Genomic DNA, 20472 nt, shown 5'->3' with positions numbered 1-20472 from the left:
TTCCAACACAGTGTAGATGTTTCTCGCTAAAGTACATCATTCAAATTGAAGCCTGTTCAGGTTCCTTGGGACGAGCGATACTGCAGGTCTCAATCAATAGACTGATTGACTGGCCAGTTAACGACTATGCTGTCTTGCAATGGCTTTGCATACACAGGTTGCGCGTAGCGGCACTCAACAATTGTGACAAACAAAACCCGCCTATTATGCCCTGAAAATAACAAACACTCTATCCGTCTGGGCAGTTGTGTTTTTACGTATATCGCTGCCATTGTTCTTGCGACTTTGTGTCTGGGGCCGTCACTGCCTCTCTGCCTGAAGGTTATCGGCGTTTTGCTGTTGCCATTGATACCGCTCTGTGCAGGTTGCTCTCGCCTGAGAATTCCAGCGGTGTTTTATCTGCTGGGGCTTACTGTCGGTTTCTATCATGCCGTCAGTACTCAAAATCTGTGGGTGGAAAAGGGATTGTATGGGCAGGTGTTGACAATGAAGGCAAAGGTTCAGGGGTTGCCATCAGACCTGGGGGATTTTCAGCGCTTTAATGTTTCCCTCTTGCCGGGTCAGGAAGCGCCCTTTAAACAGCTTCGTCTGAGCTGGTACGGAGGGCCAGAGTTGCAACCCGGTGATCAGTGGTTGCTGACGGTTAAGTTAAAACCTCCGCTGGGAAACAGCAGTCCCGGTGTGTTCGATATGCAGGCATGGGCAGCCAGAGAGGGGATACAGGCGACCGGTTATGTGGTTTCAGGGATATGGCTGGGGGAGGGAGGTTTCTCTCTGGTGGACTGGCGTGATCAGTTACGGCAGCGTATTGCCATAACCGTTAAATCACTGTTACAGAGCGATTCGTCCGGCCTGTTGATTGCGCTGATGACTGGCGACAAGTCCGGTGTTTTGCCTACGCAGTGGCAGCAGCTAAATCAGACCGGCACCACGCACCTGATGGTGATTTCAGGGTTGCATATCGGACTTATGGCAGGGCTTGGGTTCTGGTTGACCCTGATGCTGGGGCGTCTGGGACTGTTGCCGGTCAATCGGGTACCTTTGCCCGTTATTGCTGCTGTGATGGCTTTGTTGATGGCGCTCTCATACGCCGTTCTTGCCGGATTTACTGTTCCGGTACAGCGAGCACTGGTGATGACCGGGCTGGCTCTGTCGGGTCCGTTGTTCGGTATCCGGGCGAAGCCTTCAACGCTCTACCTTTTGGCACTGGCTCTGGTGTTAACGATTGATCCGCTGGCTATTACCAGTGCTGGCTTATGGTACTCTTTTGCTGCTGTCGCTGTTTTGCTTTATGGGTTTGTCGGACGTCTGGGAATGAATGAATACTGGCAGCGCTGGGGGCATTCTCAGTGGCTTGTATTTCTGTTGCTGTTTCCGCTGTTGTTGTTTAATGGTCAGGGTGTGAGTCTGCTGTCGCCTGTGATCAATCTTATCGCTATTCCTTTTGTTGCCGGTTTGATGGTGCCGGCGGCGCTTTTTGCCCTGTTGTTGAGTTTGTTCTCCCTTACTTTGTTTCAATGGCTGCTGGTACTGCTTGATCGACTGATGTCGTATTTTTTGCTGGGTCTTGGCTGGCTGGATCAGCCGCTGTTTAAAAGTCTGGTGGTTGAACGTCACGATGCAGGAATGGCTGGTGTCACATTTGCCTCGCTGGCCGTTTTTATTTTGCTGGCACCCGGAGCATTCACTTTTTTTCGACTGGTGCCGGTTTTGTTCTTGCCATGGCTATTGCCCAAACAGAAAACGCCAGAGTTTGGGTTGGCGAAAATAGCGGTGCTGGATGTGGGGCAGGGGTTGTCGGTGTTGATTCGTACCCATTCACACAGTCTGCTTTACGATACCGGCGATGCGGTCTTGCCTCGTTACTCCATGGCTGAACGTGTTGTGCTGCCTTACCTCCGGCAGCAGAAGATCAGCAATCTGGACCGGGTGGTGATTTCTCACGGCGATCGGGATCATGCCGGTGGTCTTGATAGTTTGAAATCATCCATTCGGGTCGCCAGTGTCTGGGCGGGTTCTGGCATACCCGATTATTCCGGTTATGTACATCCCTGTGAGACGGGCATGTTCTGGGAGTGGGATCAGGTTCGTTTTGAATTTCTTGCTGGCAATGGACAGTGGTCCATGACGAACGACCGTTCATGTGTTCTGAAGGTGACGGCGAACGGGCAGTCATTGTTGCTGACCGGTGATATTAGTGGGCGGGTTGAAACAGCGTTGCTGAAAGGTTCAAAGGTTCTGAAGTCTGACTACCTGCTACTGCCTCACCACGGCAGTCGATACTCAGGGTCATCAGCTTTTCTGAATGCCGTTCAGCCTGAAGTGACATTAATCTCGGCGGGATATTTGAACCGGTTTGGTCACCCTTCGGCTGAAGTGCTTGACCGTCTGGAGGCTCTGGAAACCGATGTTTTCAACACGGCTACAGGCGGGACGCTTGAATTTACCCTGGGCTTACCGGTCGATCTACGATCCTGGCGACAGCGGCACAGTCATTACTGGCAGCGACCGCTGATGTGATTTTTTACATCCCTGGCATCGTCTCCTACTTTGTTTGCGGTAATCGTCTGTTTATGCAAAAGGAATAATCAGTGAAAACATGTAATACCCATATTGTTTTATTTTTAATGGTTATTTTCTGTGCTTCTCCAGTCCTTGCGGTCAATTATCAGCAATTCATTATTCAGCTGAACGGCATGCCCTTACTGGAAATTACTAAGCGTCAAAAGTCGTCTTCTCAGGGTGCGAGCTATAATGTTCAGGGAGTGTCTCCGGCTAACAGGCGGTTTGTTCGATATAATCTGGCGCCTGACACTTCAGAGCAGGCTTTGACAACGAGCCCTCAGTCGGTGCCTGACCCGGATACAGCTTTTTTGGAGGAAAGCATGGCTCTTGGTTGCACCAATAGGAGCTATATCGGCGATTTATTACCAGCCCTGATTTATACCCATCATCAGTTAGGGGGGCGTTCTTTTGATATAACTATCCATGACGATGGCAATGCAGAATTGAATATGGAGGTGGAGGTATCATCAATCGCGCAGGTAAAGATAATGGCGGAGGGCTTGCTAGAGCCGGTGTGGCTCACTGTAGAACCTTTCTCTCATATCGAGGCGCAGGTAACTTTAGATTCTGTTGGGCCAGCTCCCTGGGATAACTTCCTTGATTCAACGTCTACTTCAGACAATCGTTTATTGCACTATTTGTTTAATTATATTAACCATTCTCAACTATCTCGCTTTATCGATTTGGCAAACGAGCATAACAATGGTACTGCCCCTGCTAGTTCTAATGTTATAAGAATCTATCAACAATCTTACTTTAATGCTCTTGCAGAAGGACATAGCGATAATCCTTTCTCTATAGATTTGAATTCGAGCAACCAGCGATTCGACTCGAATCTCGATGTCCAGATTCGTCAGAGTGGCGAGGATGCGCTTGTTTTAAATGTTGTGGGGGTAGTTAATCGAAGTGGGTTAGGTAGAGAAATTCTTGGTCCGCTAGATCCGCTTTATGTTGAATTGTATGAGGCAGCGAATTTGATACTCGAAGCAATAGGTGACGTCCCACTGCCTGTTACAGCCCCATCACGCTAGTTGATACTCAGGCTAGTCAGCCTTTCGGTCTATGTGCGACTCTGGCGACAGCGGCGCAGTCATTATTGGCAGCGACCGCTGATGTAATTTTTGCATTCCTGACATTATCTCCTACATTGTTTGCGGTAATCGCCTGTTCATGCAAAAGGAATAACCAGTGAAAAAACGCATTGCCCATATTATTTTATTTTCAATGGCTATTTTCTGTTTTCCTTCGGCTCGTGCCGTCAATTTTCAGAAATTTATTATTCAGCTGAACGGCATGTCATTACTGGAGATTACTAAGCGGCAGGAGCCGTATTCTCGGGGGGCCAGTTATGACGTTCAGGCAGTGTCTCCAGCCAATGGGCAGTTCGTTCGATATAACCTGGAGCCTGACACTTCAGATCAGGCTTCGACATCGACCAGGCCGTCGCTGCTTAACAGGATTTTGACTTATTGTTTTGCACCCACGTTTCCTGACAGTATCAGAGAGATCTCTATTGAAAGTTTATTGCAAGCCCTGATTCTTACCCATCGTAAGTTAGGGGGTCGTTCTTTTGTTGTAACCATTCATGACGATGGCAAGGCAGAATTGAGTATGCAGGCATTATCAGGCTCACGTATCCGGGCAGAGACAACTTTTCATTTGGCTGGGTCAGCTCCCTGGGATGGTTTTCTTGATTCAACGTCCACTTCAGACAATCGTTTATTGCATTATTTTTTTAATACTGCAAACCATGCTCATTTACGACACTTTATCTATTTGTCAGGAGAATCTACCGATACTAACGGCTCTATAGATTTAGATTTAGATTTAGATTTGATTTCGAGTAACCGAAGATTCGATTGGAGTCTCAATGTTCAGGTCAGCCAGAGAGGGGAGGAGACGCTTGTTTTAAATGTTGTGGGGGTGGTTGGTCGAAATGGGTTGCCTGCAGAAGTTCTTCAACAGCGAGCCCCGCTTTCTGCTCAATTTGGCGAGCTGGAAAATTTGCTACCCGGGGCAATAGGTGAAGCCATACAGCCGGGAATATCCGGCTCCGGTGCGCAATAAGTACCCGGTCCTTCAGGATATACAGAGTGTCAATATCGGGAAAGTGAATATTGTGGTAGTTAACCCCGGACCTTGTGCTGTGTTAAAGTTCTCAGATCACAGATAAAGGGAATAAACAGTGTTCGAACTGGTGAAATCCGGCGGTTGGTTAATGCTGCCCATCATACTTTGCTCCATTATCGCCATGGCTATTGTGTTTGAGCGCCTGTGGACGCTCAGGCCTTCCCGCATTGCACCCCGTAACACTCTGTCCCAGGTATGGAAGTGGATCAAGAGTAACGATCTGGACAGCAAGAAGGTTGCCACTCTGCGAGAAAGTTCACCGCTGGGAGAGATTCTGGCCGCCGGAATTACCAATGCCCGCTATGGCCGGGACATTATGAAAGAGAGCATTGATGAGCAGGCCGGGCGGGTGATTCACGAGCTGGAACGTTATCTCAACACACTGGGCACTATTGCCGCCATTGCTCCCTTGCTGGGGTTGCTGGGTACAGTGATCGGCATGATTGATGTCTTTACGGTCATTATGCTGGAGGGTACAGGCAATGCGGGTGTACTGGCTGGCGGTATCTCCAAGGCACTGATCACCACTGCTGCGGGCTTGAGTGTTGCTATTCCATCGGTTATTTTTCATCGTTACTTTGTGCGCCGTGTTGATGAGCTGGTGGTGGCCATGGAGCAGGAGGCTACCAAACTGGTTGAAGTGCTGCAGGGTGAGCGTAAGCTGAAAGACCGCAGCGAGGGTAATTGATGAAATTTCGTCGTCAGACCCAGGAAGAGGTGTCGGTCAATCTGACCCCGCTGATTGACGTGGTGTTCCTGCTGTTGATTTTTTTTATGGTGTCGACCACCTTTACTCAGGAAACCCGACTAGCGATTGATTTGCCGGAAGCCAGTGGCGAAGTGCAGGAACAGGTTCAGAAGCAGGTCGAAATTGTGATTAGTAAAGAAGGTGATTTTGCCGTAAACGGTAACAGTCTGGTGAACAGTCGTCTGGAAACCCTTAAAACGGCCCTGGGTAAAGTAAGTGACGGTGACAGTAGCCTGCCACTGGTGATCACGGCCGATGCCAAAACCCCCTACCAGTCTGTGGTGACTGCCATGGACGCCGCCGGTCAGCTGGGCTTTGCCAACCTGAGCATGACCACTCGCAAACCGGCTGATTCTGACAGGGAGTAACAAGCTCCCTGATGTCGAGTAACAAGATGTCTACTGTTTCCTCGAAAACGTCTGCTAAATCCTGGCGTGACCGTTTCTCTGACTCGGTGTTGAACTGCTGGTATGGCTCCGGGCGCTGGAGCCTGCTGCTATTGCCTTTAACGGTTCTGTTCAAGTCGCTGGCGCACCGACGCTACTGGAAAATTATCCGCTCTGACCGCTGGCAGCCGCCGGTTCCCGTAGTGGTAGTGGGTAATCTCTCGGTGGGTGGGACGGGTAAAACGCCGGTAGTGGCGGCACTGGTCCGGTCGCTGCAGGCAAAAGGCTATCGTCCGGGCATTGCCAGTCGCGGTTTTAGAGCGGGTGCTCAGAATCTGCCATTACAGGTGACATCGGACACCAATCCAGCGATTGCCGGAGATGAGCCTGTTATGCTGGCACAACAGCTGCGAATACCGGTGGTGGTCGACCCGGATCGTGTTTCTGCTGCCAAAGCACTGATTGAAAACTGTGGCTGTGACCTGATCATTACCGATGATGGCCTGCAACATTACCGTTTGCAGCGTCATGTCGAAATAGTGGTGATTGATGGGCAGCGCATGCTGGGTAATGGTTTGTGTCTGCCAGCCGGGCCTTTGCGGGAACCGCCTGAGCGGCTGCAAACTGTGGATCAGGTGCTGGTTAACGGTCGCCCGACCAGTGATCTGCCGGTAGATTTTGACTGTATCTATATGGAAGCTGGTGACCTTGTGCCGGTTGGCTGTTCGGATTGTACTCCACCTGAAGCGGGAACAGTTCATGCGGTGGCGGGAATCGGAAACCCTGAGCGTTTTTTCCATACCCTGGAATCCCTCGGGTTCAGTGTGATTCCTCATGCTTTCCCGGATCATCACCCGTTTGCCCCGGACGATATTGTGTTTCATGATAATCTGCCGGTTCTGATGACGGCCAAAGATGCTGTAAAATGTCGGAGCTTTGCCGGATCAAATGCCTGGTATTTACCGGTGCAGGCACATATTCCGGAAGCGGTACTGAATAAAATCATTCAGCTGGTTGAAACCAAAGGGCCGGACTGTGTGTCAAATCAGAGCCACGGGTAACAAAATTATGCATAAGCATCATGGATAAGCGTTATGGATAAATGTCATGGATAAAAAGTTGTTTGAGATTCTTGCCTGCCCACAGTGCAAGGGTGAATTAAAGTATTCGAAAGAAACGGCTGAACTGATTTGCCGACCCTGTGGTATGGCGTTCCCAATCCGGGACGGCATTCCTGTCATGCTGGAAGGTGAAGCGCGTACCCTGACCAGCGATGAGCGCCTTGATGAAAGTAAAGGTAATAGTGAATCAGTGCGCTGATTTGTCCGAAGTTGAAAGAAAGATAGGTTCCATGACTGATACAGCCCGCCCTTTTACAGTGGTCATTCCCGCCCGTTTTGGCTCCAGCCGTTTGCCGGGTAAGCCTCTGGCTGATATTGGTGGCAAGCCAATGGTTCAGCATGTGTATGAACGAGCCAGTGAGAGCTGCGCTCAGAGGGTTATTATTGCGACCGACGATGAGCGTATTTTCAAGGCGGCGAAAGGCTTCGGCGCTGAAGTGTGCATGACGTTGCCTGATCACCCTTCAGGAACGGATCGCTTACAGGAAGTGGCGCGTTTGTATGGCATGTCCGACGACGAAGTGATTGTTAATGTGCAGGGGGATGAACCGCTGATTCCGCCTTCCGTTATCGATCAGGTGGCAGAGAACCTGATGGACAATCTTCATGCAGGTGCTGCGACTCTGTCAGAGCCAATCCGCCAGCGTGACGATTTGTTCAACCCGGCAGTGGTCAAAGTCGTGTCTGATAAAGACGGTAATGCCCTGTACTTCAGTCGTGCGCCAATGCCATGGGCTCGCAACAGCTTCGAAGCAAATTCTGCCTCACTGCCGGATGTTGACTGCTTTCGTCGCCATATTGGCATTTACGCTTACCGCGTGAACCTGCTAAACCAGTATGTTCAGTGGCCGCAAAGCCCTATTGAGCAGTTAGAATCCCTTGAGCAGCTGAGACTGTTGTGGAATGGTCAGCGGATTCATGTGGCCGATGCTCTGGTGACACCACCCCATGGTGTCGATACTGAGCAGGATCTGGAAGTGGTTCGTCGTATTGTCGCAGAGCGGGAAGCTGTGGCGTAAAGCCGCTGTTGGCTATTGGCTATTGGCTATTGGCTATTGGCTATTGGCTGTTGGCTATTGGCTATTGGCTATTGGTTGGTGATTGCATGAACAGCTAAAAGCCAAAGGCCAGAAGCCAAAAGCCAATAGCTAAAAGCCAAAAGCTAAAAGCTAAAGAAAAAATGATGTCTTGATGAATATTGTTGAAAATTACTCCCTGAAAAGTCGAAACACTTTCGGCTTTCAGGTGTTAGCCCGCTATTTTGTAGAAATTACCTCGATTGAACAATTGCAGGAAGCGCTGGCTTTTGCCCGGGAACAGAAGCTGGATTGCGTTCCTCTTGGTGGTGGTAGCAACCTGGTTTTAAGTGGTCATATTGAAGCGCTGGTGATTGCTGTTAACCTGCGGGAACGCTCTGTGCTGGAGCGCTCTGATGACGCTGTCCTGATACGGGCAGGCGCTGGCGAAAACTGGCATGAGCTGGTGCGCTGGACCCTGACTGAACAAGCTTATGGGCTGGAAAACCTGTCACTGATTCCCGGCCATGTTGGTGCTGCCCCCATTCAGAATATTGGGGCTTACGGTGTTGAGCTGAAAGACTTTTTTGCAAGCCTCGAAGCGGTTGATATTCACTCGGGTGAACTTCGTCATTTTTCTCTGGAAGAGTGCCGGTTTGGCTATAGGGACTCTGTGTTTAAGCAGGCTCTGCGCGACCGGTTTATTATCACATCTGTGAACTTTCGTTTGTCGGCCCGTTTGCAGCCAAAGCTGGGTTATGGGCAATTACAGCAGGAGCTGGCTCAGCGCTGTGGTCGCCGTTCGCCAACAGGTATGGAGATCAGTGAAGCGGTTGCTGATGTGCGTATGCAGAAACTCCCTGATCCGAACGTTCTTGGTAATGCCGGTAGTTTCTTTAAAAACCCAATTGTGAGTGCAGATATTGTTGCACGTCTGCGAGCGGAGTTTCCAGATCTGGTTGCCTTCCCTTTTGGTGAGCAATGGAAACTGGCGGCTGGCTGGTTGATCGATAAGGCGGGTTTACGGGGTTATCGTGAAGGACGTGTTGGAACCTGGCAGCACCAGGCGCTGGTACTGGTCAATCATGGTGATGCGGAACCTGAGGAGTTGCTTCACCTGGCCGAGGTGATTCAGCAAAAGGTGAAGGTGGTGTTTGGTGTGGCGCTGGAAATGGAGCCCAGAGTTTATTAACGGTCAGCGCTGAAAGTCTACCCTTTTAAATAGTCATATAAATAGTCAACGCCTTTTTAAGCATCAGGGCTTTGAACGCATTACTGTTTAAAAGGGTTCCTCATGTTCGTCTTCAGAGTTTGTCGTCCTTTCCTGTTGTTGCTGTTTGTCAGTCTGCTGTTTTTCTGTTCGGTGTTTTTTAATAGTGTGCAGGCCGCTGGTTGGCTTGAACTGCCTGACCAGTCAATATCGCTTACCTCAGATATTGCTGATGAGCCTGTGAATCGCTCCGTCAGTTCCGGTAAGGGGCAGCAGCTTATTCAGTGGCTTGGAACGGCTTCCCAGCATGGCATCAGTCTGCCTGAACAGAATTGGCTGCAACTGGCAGCGGACCCTTCTCCCCGAAATATTCGTGTTATTGCCCGACAGTTTGCTGTAGCCCTTGATGCGGGCATGCTGGACAAGCGTGTCTATCAACCGGGGTGGCGTATTTCGGATCAGCCTGTCCTCGCTTCTCTGGAAAACCATCTTGATAACGACAACCTGAGTCTGGTTGAGCCGGCACTGCCTGAATACAAACTACTCAAACAGCACCTTAAACAGTTGCGCTGGTGGCTGGATAATGCCCTGCAACAGTTCCCTGATGATAGGGTGTTGGAAAAGGGAGATCGTCATGCTTCTATCTGGCAGTTGAATCAGTGGTTAAAAGATCTTGATCTGGCTGATGGTTTGCCTGCCAATGTCTATTCCGGCAGGCATCAGTCAGCAGTCAGTAAAATACAGAAGAGGTTTCGGTTGACGGTAGATGGCAAGCTCGGCCCCAGAACGCGACAGGCGCTGATTGCCATGACGTTAGAGCGGATTAAAACCCTGCGGATCAATCTGGAACGTTTGCGCTGGCTACCGAGAACATTGCCTTATCCGAGAGTCTGGGTGGATATTGCCGGATTTCGGGTGTTCTGGATGACAGGTCGTTACCAGCAGCAGAAATTTAAAGCGATTGTTGGGTTGCCATCCAGACAGACGCCAGTCTTTCAGGATGAAATAGAGAGTATTACCATTAATCCACCCTGGCGGGTGCCTGCGTCAATTGCTTCGACCAGTCTTCTGCGCAAGGCTAAACAGGATTCGTCCTTTCTGGAGCGAGAGGGGTTTACCGTCTATTCCGGCTGGGAAAGCAACGCCAGAGAGGTTAATCCTGATAAGGTTAACTGGCGCAGCCTGAGCCGTCAGTCTTTTCCTTATCGGTTGGAACAGAAGCCGGGTAAAGTGAATCGCCTTGGGCGTTATAAGCTGGATTCACCTAATCGCTTTAGCGTTTATCTTCACGATACCCATAAGCCTGAGTTATTCAACAAAACGGTACGCACTTTCAGCTCTGGCTGTACCAGGGTGGAAAATATTGATGAACTGATCAACAGTATTCTTGCCAGCCAGGGCATGACGAGCCGTGTGCGAGCTTTGCAGCAACTGGGTGATACCAGCAGGTTGAAACTCCATAAGAAAGTCCCCCTGTATTTTGCTTATTTCACCGCCTGGCCAGAGAAAAATGGTCGGGTGCGTTTTCGGGAAGATATTTACCGGTTGGATGATGCGCTTCTGGCGAAGTTTTAGCCAGCGGAACTTTCATCCAAAGCGATAGTCTACATTTTTATTTTTTGGGAAGTTTAATAAATGGACTGTGTTATCGCTGAAGAATTTTCTATACGTAAAATAACAACCGGATTGCTGATGGCGATTTTCCTTATCTCTGGCAACTGCTTTGGGGTGACGCTTACTGATAAGGAGAAAGGGGTTCGGGATGCTAAAAGACATATATCAGAACGCTATCTGGGTATTGTTTTTGCCAGTGAAAATAAGAGATTTCTTATCAGCCAAATGGAGTATATTCACAAAGCTTATGACCAGCAGGGTTTAACGGTTAACGCCTTTAATACAAACAGGGGCGCACGAAGGACAGCTTTGATTAATCTGGTAATGTCAGGCTTTGATGATTACTGGAATAACAATGGTTACCACCTGGGGGGACAGCCCCACCTTCTGGCGGATCATCTCTATGTTCGGGTGATAGCGGAGGCTCAGGAAGCCACATGGCTCTATAACAGAAACGACCGGGTATTTGATGCTTTTAATGCTAAGGACAGAGAAGAGTCATTAAGGGAGTTGGTTGTAAAAGCGGTTGACCACAGTTTCGCTCATTATCCAGACGAACCATCTACTCATAAACAGCTGGCCGACCAAATCGCTTATATTCTGACGGAACTGCATGAAATATTCTGGAAGCCCAGGGCAATGAGAAACGTAAACCGGAGGTTTCATTCTGAAAAAGAAGGCAGTGGCCATGAACCTCCATTTAGTCATTACCGTCAATACTTTATAGATACTTTTACGAAAAACCCGGATAAGACCCTCTGGTATACCTTTAAACCCGATACAACTAATAAGGCAGCAAAGGATCATAAATCTATCCAAAAAGTTTTGGCTGGCTATTTTCCTCGTGTTGCGGCCTCCCACGAAAAGCCTGTAAAAAGGCCTGTGAAAAAACCTGACAAGATCACGGCATCAAGAACCAGATTAAACCCGGTAGATAAAAAATCTTCAGAGAATGATCAGTATCATAATTTGAAGGTGGCTGCTGTTGTGTTTGGTGGGCTTCCACTCTTGAGCTCATTATTGCTCTGCCTTGATGTTTATTTAAAAGGCCTTCCTGCATCGGTTGGTAGTAAGGAGTCGGCAGCAAGAGACGGAGCTAATGAGGATGAGTATCCACCGAAGGGGAAGATGCCTTCGCCGGAGTTTCCGGATCTGCGTAAACGCAATGTTAAAGGTCCTCAATTACTCTTTCCGGTAAAACCAGGTGGTGGCAGTGTCCCCACTTCAGTGATGCCAGTGAGCCGTTCGACAGCTGAGTTCGAGCTGAACCGCAGACTTCAGGAAGCTGAAAAGCGAGCAAGACAACAGCGCGAGGAAGAAGAGTGGCAAAGGCTTGAGCGCGAGGAAGAAGAGCGGCAAAGGCTTGAGCGTGAGGAAGAAGAGCGGCAAAGGCTTGAGTGCGAGGAAGCAGATTCACTCTATTATATTCAAAACATGCCCGATAGCGATAGCGATTGTGATGCCTGGTAAATTCTCCTTGAATTGCTAAAAAACTTGTTAGTGCATTGCTTTTAGAGTCATTTGCTGAAAAGGGCTGTTTGTTTCTCAAACAGCCCTTTTTGGTTTCAGACTAACAGAGTTTACCGGGAAGCTTCTGTCTCGGAGTCAGTCTGCGCTGTTGGCTGACCGGCTTCCGTGGTCTGCTGCTGTCGCTTCAGTCGAGGGTCGTTCATAGCGCGACTGCGACGACGGCGGCGAACAGGTTTCTGGCCTTCAGTAGAGCTTTCCTGAGCCTGAGGTTCAGATACGTCTGGAGCAGGTGTTGCAGTCTCCCGTTCAGCGGCGGGTGCTGTTTCCTGAGTCACCGGTTTCACAGGCTTCTGCTGAATCGCAGCTTCTGCTGGTTTTTCAACAGCTGGTTTTGCAACCGGAGCGGTTTCAGTACTGGATTCCTCAGGCTTTTCAGTCAGCTGAGTCAGGGCATTTTGCAGCTGCTCTACCGCATCACTGAACGTCTGATCGGCCTGGGCTTCAGGCTGAGAGAAATCAGCCGGAGTTGAGACCGGAGCACTCTCTACCGGGATCGTGGGCTGATGGCTGGCCGCTACCGCTTTGGCCATTTCAGTCATACGCGGTTCCCGGTTGGCAGATTCAGGTGCTTCACTGCGCATGTCTGCAGCAGCTTTAGCTTTTTCTGCTGAATCAGTTGCCTTGCTTGCAGGCATGGCGATGGCAGGTTTCTCTGCTTTTGCTGCTTCTGTTGAAGTCTGTAACTCAGGCTTTGGTGGCTGCGGTTTCTGCGTTGGCTGTGCTTCTGCAGGTGCAGCTTTCGCAACTGGCTGAGGTGCAGGCTTACGCTCTTTTAGTGTCTCAGTTGTTGCTTCGGGAGTCGGCTTAGCTTCCGGAGCAGGCTTGAGTTCCTGGGCAGCGGCTGGCTTAGTCTCTACTTTGGGTTCTTGCGGCTTAGACTCCTGGGGCCTGGACAGAGACGGCAGCGTTGGCTGGTCCTGTGCACCGCGATCGCGCTGAGTTGGACGGTTGCTGCGACGACGCTGGGCAGAACCCGGACGACGACGGCGGCGGTTGTCTTCACCCTGCTGCTCAGTTTCCTGACTCAGGTTGTCGTTTGTACGGGCATCGCTCCGGCTTTCTTTGCGGGAAGTCTGCTCTTCGCGGTCGAAGCGTTCCTGCTTCGGGCGATGGCTGCGACTCTCCTGGCGCTCCTGCTTCTGGCGAGGCTGGCGTTTGTCGGTCTGCTCGCTGCGTTGCTCGTTACGCTGCTCGCTGCGAGAGTCAGTGCGATCCTGACGACCGCCACGGCGACGTTCGTTACGGTTCTGGCGCTGTTCATCACTCTGTTCGCGACGGCTGTCACGAGCTTCGCGATTGTCCCTGCCTTCGCGATAGTCGCGGCTGGTACGCTGTCTGCGCTGAGGCTGCTGGCGTTCACGCTGGGGACGGGAAGAAGACTGAGGTTTTTGACGGCTCTCGGCTTTCTTTGGCTGTTCTTCAGCGCTTTCCGAACCAAACAAGCCACCCAGTGCTTTAACAAATGAGCGGATCAGGCCTGGCTTTTCCTGCTTTACAGGGGCTGGCTGTGCCGGTGCAACCGTCTTGACGGCGGCTTCCTGACGAGAAGCGGACTTGGCAGTGGTGAGTGGCTGCTCTACGGCTTCTTCTGCTTTCAGGATTTCATAACTGCTTTCAACGTGCTCGGCAACATGATCGTCACGCAGACGCTGAACGTCGTAGTGTGGCGTGTCGAGGTTGGCGTTTGGAATAACAATAACGCGGGCCTGGTGGCGCTTCTCGATTTTGGCAATCATTGAGCGCTTTTCATTCAGCAGGAAGGCAGCCACTGATACCGGTACCTGGGCACGGATTTCAGAGGTCTTGTCCTTCATGGCTTCTTCTTCCATCAGGCGCAGGATGGACAGAGCCAGGGATTCGATATCCCGGATAGTGCCTTGTCCGGAGCAGCGTGGGCAAACAACACCACTGGTTTCACCAAGAGATGGACGCAGACGCTGACGGGACATTTCCAGCAGGCCGAAGCGGGAGATGCGACCAGTCTGAACCCTGGCGCGGTCCATGGACAGAGCCTGACGGATACGGTTTTCCACCTCGCGCTGGTTGCGGTTGTGGCTCATGTCGATAAAGTCGATCACGATCAGACCGCCGATATCGCGCAGGCGCAGTTGGCGGGCGATTTCGTCAGCGGCTTCCAGGTTGGTGTTCAGCGCCGTTTCTTCGATATCGCCACCACGGGTAGCCCGGGCAGAGTTGATGTCGATGGATACCAGGGCTTCGGTCGGATCGATAACAATAGAACCACCGGACGGCAGGCGTACTTCACGCTGGAAGGCGGTTTCAATCTGGGATTCGATCTGGAAGCGGTTGAACAGTGGAATGCTGTCTTTGTAGAGCTTGATCTTATGCTCGTACTGCGGCATCACCTGCTTGATGAAGGTAACGGCTTCGTCATAGACAGACTGCTTATCGATCAGTACTTCGCCGATGTCCTGACGCAGGTAGTCGCGAATGGCACGGATGATGACGTTGCTTTCCTGATAGATCAGCAGAGGGGCTGGCTGCTCGGCGGCCTCCTTGATGGAACTCCAGAGCTGAAGCAGGTAATCCAGATCCCACTGCAGTTCTTCCTGGTTACGGCCCAGGCCTGCGGTGCGAACAATGACGCCCATTTCAGCAGGGATATTCAGCTGGCTCAGGGTTTCACGCAGTTCCGCCCGTTCATCACCTTCAATACGACGGGAAATGCCGCCAGCGCGAGGGTTGTTTGGCATCAGAACCAGGTAGCGCCCAGCCAGGCTGACCAGTGTGGTCAGAGCAGCGCCTTTGTTACCGCGCTCTTCCTTATCCACCTGGATAATGACTTCCTGACCTTCCTTGATGACGTCCTTAATGCTGGGACGCCCACCGGAATAGGATGAGTTGAAATATTCCCGTGAAATTTCTTTCAGGGGCAGGAAACCATGACGTTCAGCGCCGAAGTCAACAAAAGCGGCTTCGAGGCTTGGCTCGACACGGGTGATCTTGCCTTTGTAGATGTTGGCTTTTTTCTGCTCACGGGCGCCTGATTCTATATCCAGATCATACAGGCGCTGTCCGTCTACCAGTGCAACACGCAACTCTTCCGATTGAGTTGCGTTGATTAACATTCTCTTCATAGAGTACCGATACGGTTTAGAGGCTAGCCTCTCGTGCCGGCACGGCCCGCTCTTTCTTTTCCGGTTTGTCACTCGGGCTTAACACGATGCGGAGTAAACCGGTTTTTATTAACTGCCATCAGACTTACACCGCCAGACCTGTATGCAATACTTCTGTGGTCTGTGAGGGTAACGATATGGCACATTAGTACTTCCCGAAGTGCTTGGTTCAGGCAAGTACTGGGCGCAGGAATGGAATTCTTACCGGGGAATGACTCGGCATTTCAAAATAAATAAAGCCGATAATAATCGCTGACAGTCCCGGGACCTTCCTCACGCCCGGAATCAGGGGGCGTTGCTCGACAGAGAGTAGCTCTGTTTATGTTTTCCACGGCTCTTGCCGTGCTCTATACCATGAAAATTCGACTTTATTACTTTAAGTGATGAAGTCGGATTGTCTGCTCATGGCTTAACTTCTGTCCCAAGTATTTCATCGACCCGGCATCGGGGAAGCTTTATGGTGATTCCGTGATGTCCTGAGTCGGCGACCGCTATTTTCAGCTCTGGTCTTGCCTGGGCTTCGTAAATCGAACTGCCCTTTCGGTTATGCGCAGGGCAGTCACTCAACTATATCAGTAATCTGTAAGTGCTTCAAATGAGCCAAAGCTGGTAAGATGCGCCCATGGACAGACGACTCAATGATTCCCGCGATTCGACTTCTGTACAAGTGGATCGCCCTAAAGTACGACTGGTCAGCATCGATGCTGATGATGCTGGTCAGCGTGTTGACAACTACCTGGTTCGGGAGCTCAAAGGGGTTCCGAAAACCCGTGTTTACCGGATTATTCGCAAAGGTGAAGTACGGGTAAATAAAAAACGCGTGACGGCTGCTTACCGCCTGCAGGATGGTGACGTGCTGCGTATTCCGCCCATCCGTGTGGCTGAAAAGACAGATAAAGTCATAGTGGGTGGAGGCCTTACAGAAAAACTGGAGTCTTCCATTATTTATGAAGACGACCAGCTGATCATTATTAACAAGCCTTCCGGTATTGCTGTTCATGGGGGCAGTGGTATCAATTTTGGCGTGATTGAGGCAATGCGTAAAATTCGCCCGGACGCTCGCAGTCTGGAGCTGGTACACCGGTTGGATCGTGATACCTCAGGCTGCCTGATGATCGCCAAGCGCCGCAGTATGTTGCGTTATCTGCATAATCAGTTTCAGGAAGACAAGGTCAGTAAAATTTATAACGCTCTGGTGGTTGGTCGCTGGCCAAGTCGCAAAGTGTTGGTGAATGCGCCGCTGTTAAAAAACACCCTGCAATCAGGTGAGCGCATGGTGCGGGTTGATCTGGACGGTAAAAAATCCAGAACCCGTTATCAGGTACTGGAGCGATATAACCACCACGGTGAAAGCGCGACCCTGGTGGAAGCCAGTCCCATTACCGGACGTACTCACCAGATTCGTGTACATTGTCTGCACGCTGGTTGTGCCATTTTGGGTGATGACAAGTACGGAACGGATGAGGACAATAAACGCTACCGGAACTTTGGCCTGAGACGACTGTTTCTGCATGCGGCGCGATTGAAGCTGACACTGCCTGATGGCGCGCCTTTGACCGTTGATGCACCACTGTCGCCTGATTTGCAGGCCGTTCTGGAAACCCTTGGAACTGAGCGCGACGGACCGTCAGCCTGATAGAGCCCTCAGCCTGATAGAGCCCTCAGCCTGATAGAGCCCTCAGCCTGATAGAGCCCTCAGCCTTATAGAAAAGTAGAGAATTAAAGAAATTGGATAAACGTTATTCGTTAATTATTTTTGACTGGGATGGAACCCTGATTGATTCTATCCCGACGATTACCCGCTCCCTGGTTGTTGCAGCTGAGCAGATGGGCTTGTCGCTGCTGGATGAGGTAGCTTATAAAAGTGTTATTGGCTTGAGCCTGACAAATGCGATTAGCAAGCTGTATCCGGAACTATCTGATGAACAGTTGCAGCAGTTTATTAAGCAGTATCGCGAAGAGTACAATCAGCTTGAAAAGCAGCCTTCTACGCCGTTTCCGGGTGTGACTGACGGACTGAATGTGCTGCGTGAGCAGGGGGTCAGCATGGCGGTGGCAACCGGTAAGAGCCGGGATGGTTTAAACCGGTCCATGACGGCCAACCAATACCGGGAGTATTTTCAGGCATCTCGTTGTGCTGATGAGACGCGTTCCAAACCTGATCCGTTAATGCTGGAACAGTTGCTCAAAGAGTTGGATATTCCTGTTGAGCAGGCGCTTATGGTGGGTGATGCCGGGTTTGACCTGAAAATGGCAGAAAACCTGGGCATGGATCGGGTGGCTGTCACCTATGGTGCTCAGCCTAAAGAAAAGCTGTTAAGCCATGATCCGGTTTTTGTCGCAGATAGCTTTGATGATCTGATCGAATGGGTGAGCCTGGCTGAACATAGCTGAACGTAAGCTACGCATTAAAAAAATAATCGTTGTTGGGCGCTAAGCCCCGGAGTAAAGATGGAAGATAACTGGAAGGAGTCTGAGTCGGTTCTGTCCGACAAGGATGATGGTAAGGCCTGGAAGTTGATTGAAAATCTGGCTGAAGGTGCCTTGAAAGAACAGCGTCGGGCTCGTCGCTGGGGTGTTTTTTTCAAGCTGCTGACCTTTACCTGGCTGTTTGTCACGATGGGTATTTTTTATTCCGCTTTTCGTGTTGATGTTCCGGTAATGGAGCCTTCTGGTGGGCACACAGCGTTAGTGGATGTTAGCGGTGTGATTGCTGATGGTAACGATGCCAGTGCTGACGTTATTGTGGGAGGGTTGCGGGCTGCCTTTGAAGATCCCGGCACCAAAGGCGTTATTCTTCGTATTAACAGTCCGGGTGGGAGTCCTGTTCAGGCGGGTTATATTTATGATGAAATTCGCCGTCTAAGGGGTAAGTATCCCGAGACGCCACTGTATTCCGTGATTATGGATGTTGGAGCTTCTGGCGGTTATTACGTGGCTGCCGCCGCCGATGAAATTTATGCCGATAAAGCCAGTCTTGTGGGGTCTATCGGTGTGGTTTCTTCTGGTTTTGGTTTTGTTGAAGCCATAGATAAACTGGGAATTACCCGCCGTACTTATACAGCGGGTGAGTACAAAGCCTTTAATGATCCATTTCAGCCAATGGATGAAGAAGCTACAGCACGCTGGCAGGAATCGCTGGACAGCATTCATCATCAGTTTATCAACGCTGTTAAAGTCGGCCGCGGTGATCGGCTCACCGATGACAAGGTGATTTTCTCCGGCATGGTCTGGACAGGTGAAAACGCTGTTGAGCTTGGGCTGGTTGATGGTCTGGGTAGTGCAGGGTATGTTGCCCGCGAAATAGTGGGTAATGAAACCATTGTCGACTTTTCTGCCCGCCTGTCGCCACTGGAGAAATTTGCCAGAGATATGGGAGTTAGTTTCGGCGGTGTGATCATCAAAACGCTGGGGCTTGAGGGTGTAACCTTTCGGTGACTGAGGAGTCGTTGTAAATAAGGAAGGAGCTTTCCTCTCCTGTCAGAGTGTTTGCCCTTAAAAGCCTGTTTTCAAAATTCAGGGGGAGTACGCCAAGTGCTGTCCTCCTGAATTTTTTTGTTATGTATTCTTACCTGATTGTTAGTTGTTGTCTGAAGCAGAGCCGGCATCAAAAAGTCAAACCATGCAGTGACGACTAAAAAAGGTATAGATGTATATGAATACAGTACAAGGACATGCTAGCTGTCCCTCCGGTTTCTCTTCTAATGACGCATCTGAAACTAAAGAAAGCAAGAGTGACGAAGTAACTTTAGCAAGTTTACCACCTGAAATTTTAAAGAAAATCTTTTCCACGGTCGAGGTCAGGGACGTAGGTTCTTTTGAGCGGACTTGTAGCAATTGGAAGCATGCTATTGAAACAAACTCAATAAAGTCTCTTGCCCACTGTCGTCGTTTCCACCCATATCGCAACCGTTTGGCAAACTCAGAGGAGTTGTACCGCTTAACCGTTCGCAATCGTTTGAATTGCTTTGGCGAGGAAGGTAGAAAATCAATAGCGCAGCTGGACAAGCGTAAAGGAAAAAGTCACTTTACTGAAGAGTTGTTTTTTTTCACTGATAGAGTATTGACTAAAACAGAGGCTTTTACCTCCAGGCTCATATGCTCCATCCCGCATTCTAAGCGGGTACGAAATGCCAGCTTCAGCCCTGACAGAACTCATCTTGTGACGGCCTCTGAAGATGGCACTGCTCAAATCTGGGGGGTTGTTGGTGGGGAATGGCAGAAAAAACACACTATCCAGCATTCTGGGGGGCTACGAAATGCCAGCTTTAGTCCCTGCGGGACTCATCTTGTGACGGCCTCTGAAGATGGCACTGCCCAAATCTGGGGGCTTGTTGGTGGGGAATGGCAGAAAACATGCACTATCCGGCATTTTGGGGGTATGCTAAATGCCAGCTTCAGTCCCGATAGAACTCGTCTGGTGACCGTCTCTGAAGGTAACACCGTCAAAGTCTGCAGGCTTGTTGGCGGGCAATGTCAGAAAGAAACTACCTTTGTGTATCGTCCTTACGGGTTCGTTGATGCCAGCTTAAGCCCCGACGGAGTTCACCTTGTGGGTTGTGCTACTGATGGTTCCTTCCTGATTTTTGCGCTAGTTGAGGGGCAGTGGCAGGAAGTAGACACCATAAAGCATGGTGGTTGGCCAGGTATTGCCAGCTTCAGCCCCGACGGAACTCACCTTGTGACTGCCTCTGAGGATGGTACCGTCAAAATCTGGGGGCTAGTTGACGGAAAATGGCAAGAAAAATGCACATTCAAGCATGATGGTGCTGACCCTGATGGTCGAGGTCGTGTAAATGATGCCAACTTCAGCCCCGACGGAACTCACCTTGTGACCGCCTCTGAAGATGGCACCGTCCAAATCTGGGGGATGGTTGATGGCCAATGGCAGGAAAAACGCATTATCCGGCGTTCTAAGGGGCGCAGCATTCAATAACTTACCGGGCTGTTGGCTTTTGGCTATTAGCTGCTCATACAGCCAACCGCCAACAGCCAACAGCCAACAGCCAACAGCG

16 protein-coding genes are annotated in these 20472 nt (G+C 50.4%); 15 read left to right on the top strand and 1 reads right to left on the bottom strand.

Annotation, left to right across the window (positions count from 1 at the left end):
- The first annotated feature begins 183 nt into the window (after positions 1–183).
- From NX720_RS01630 to NX720_RS01580, 11 genes are all read left to right on the top strand, one after another.
- Positions 184–2520: a DNA internalization-related competence protein ComEC/Rec2 gene (locus NX720_RS01630; RefSeq protein WP_262598962.1), complete on the top strand. Its 2337-nt coding sequence runs from the start codon at positions 184–186 to the stop codon at positions 2518–2520.
- Positions 2521–2591: 71 nt separating this feature from the next.
- Positions 2592–3596 carry a hypothetical protein gene (locus NX720_RS01625; RefSeq protein ID WP_262598961.1) on the top strand — a complete coding sequence of 335 codons (1005 nt, stop codon included), beginning with the start codon at positions 2592–2594 and terminating at the stop codon, positions 3594–3596.
- 157 nt (positions 3597–3753) lie between these two features.
- Positions 3754–4632: a hypothetical protein gene (locus NX720_RS01620; protein WP_262598960.1), complete on the top strand. Its 879-nt coding sequence runs from the start codon at positions 3754–3756 to the stop codon at positions 4630–4632.
- A 118-nt stretch (positions 4633–4750) separates the two neighbouring features.
- Positions 4751–5383, top strand: coding sequence for a MotA/TolQ/ExbB proton channel family protein (locus NX720_RS01615; protein WP_262598959.1), 633 nt, complete (start codon positions 4751–4753; stop codon positions 5381–5383).
- On the top strand, positions 5383–5811 hold the full coding sequence (locus NX720_RS01610; RefSeq protein WP_262598957.1) for an ExbD/TolR family protein: 429 nt from the start codon (positions 5383–5385) through the stop codon (positions 5809–5811). The genes NX720_RS01615 and NX720_RS01610 overlap by 1 nt, the downstream gene beginning before the upstream one ends.
- A gap of 11 nt (positions 5812–5822) precedes the next feature.
- A complete protein-coding gene (gene lpxK / locus NX720_RS01605; RefSeq protein WP_262598956.1) occupies positions 5823–6890 on the top strand; it encodes a tetraacyldisaccharide 4'-kinase in 1068 nt (355 codons plus the stop codon).
- Between the two features lie 46 nt (positions 6891–6936).
- Positions 6937–7149, top strand: a complete 213-nt coding sequence (locus NX720_RS01600; protein WP_262598955.1) for a Trm112 family protein — start codon at positions 6937–6939, stop codon at positions 7147–7149.
- Between the two features lie 31 nt (positions 7150–7180).
- Entirely contained in the window at positions 7181–7969 is a 789-nt protein-coding gene (gene kdsB, locus NX720_RS01595) for a 3-deoxy-manno-octulosonate cytidylyltransferase (protein WP_262598954.1), read from the top strand.
- Positions 7970–8141: 172 nt separating this feature from the next.
- Positions 8142–9158, top strand: a complete 1017-nt coding sequence (gene murB, locus NX720_RS01590) for a UDP-N-acetylmuramate dehydrogenase (protein WP_262598953.1) — start codon at positions 8142–8144, stop codon at positions 9156–9158.
- 102 nt (positions 9159–9260) lie between these two features.
- The gene (locus NX720_RS01585) at positions 9261–10751 is read left to right on the top strand and encodes a L,D-transpeptidase family protein (protein WP_262598951.1); all 1491 of its coding nucleotides are present in this window, start codon (positions 9261–9263) and stop codon (positions 10749–10751) included.
- A 60-nt stretch (positions 10752–10811) separates the two neighbouring features.
- On the top strand, positions 10812–12260 hold the full coding sequence (locus NX720_RS01580; protein ID WP_262598950.1) for a hypothetical protein: 1449 nt from the start codon (positions 10812–10814) through the stop codon (positions 12258–12260).
- Between the two features lie 110 nt (positions 12261–12370).
- Here NX720_RS01580 and rne read toward each other — a convergent pair whose 3' ends face one another.
- The gene (rne, locus tag NX720_RS01575; protein ID WP_262601698.1) at positions 12371–15409 is read right to left on the bottom strand and encodes a ribonuclease E; all 3039 of its coding nucleotides are present in this window, start codon (positions 15407–15409) and stop codon (positions 12371–12373) included.
- A gap of 670 nt (positions 15410–16079) precedes the next feature.
- Here rne and rluC point away from each other — a divergent pair.
- The 4 genes from rluC (at position 16080) to NX720_RS01555 (ending at position 20393) form a co-directional block, all read left to right on the top strand.
- Positions 16080–17093, top strand: a complete 1014-nt coding sequence (gene rluC / locus NX720_RS01570; protein WP_262598949.1) for a 23S rRNA pseudouridine(955/2504/2580) synthase RluC — start codon at positions 16080–16082, stop codon at positions 17091–17093.
- Positions 17094–17185: 92 nt separating this feature from the next.
- Positions 17186–17851: an HAD family hydrolase gene (locus tag NX720_RS01565; RefSeq protein WP_262598948.1), complete on the top strand. Its 666-nt coding sequence runs from the start codon at positions 17186–17188 to the stop codon at positions 17849–17851.
- Positions 17852–17908: 57 nt separating this feature from the next.
- A complete protein-coding gene (locus NX720_RS01560) occupies positions 17909–18895 on the top strand; it encodes a S49 family peptidase (RefSeq protein ID WP_262598947.1) in 987 nt (328 codons plus the stop codon).
- A 217-nt stretch (positions 18896–19112) separates the two neighbouring features.
- Positions 19113–20393, top strand: coding sequence for an F-box/WD repeat-containing protein (locus NX720_RS01555; RefSeq protein WP_262598945.1), 1281 nt, complete (start codon positions 19113–19115; stop codon positions 20391–20393).
- Positions 20394–20472 lie beyond the last annotated feature (79 nt).

It is taken from the genome of Endozoicomonas euniceicola (genome assembly GCF_025562755.1).
Taxonomy (GTDB): Bacteria; Pseudomonadota; Gammaproteobacteria; order Pseudomonadales; family Endozoicomonadaceae; genus Endozoicomonas_A; species Endozoicomonas_A euniceicola.
This window is presented reverse-complemented; position numbering and strand designations above follow the sequence as displayed.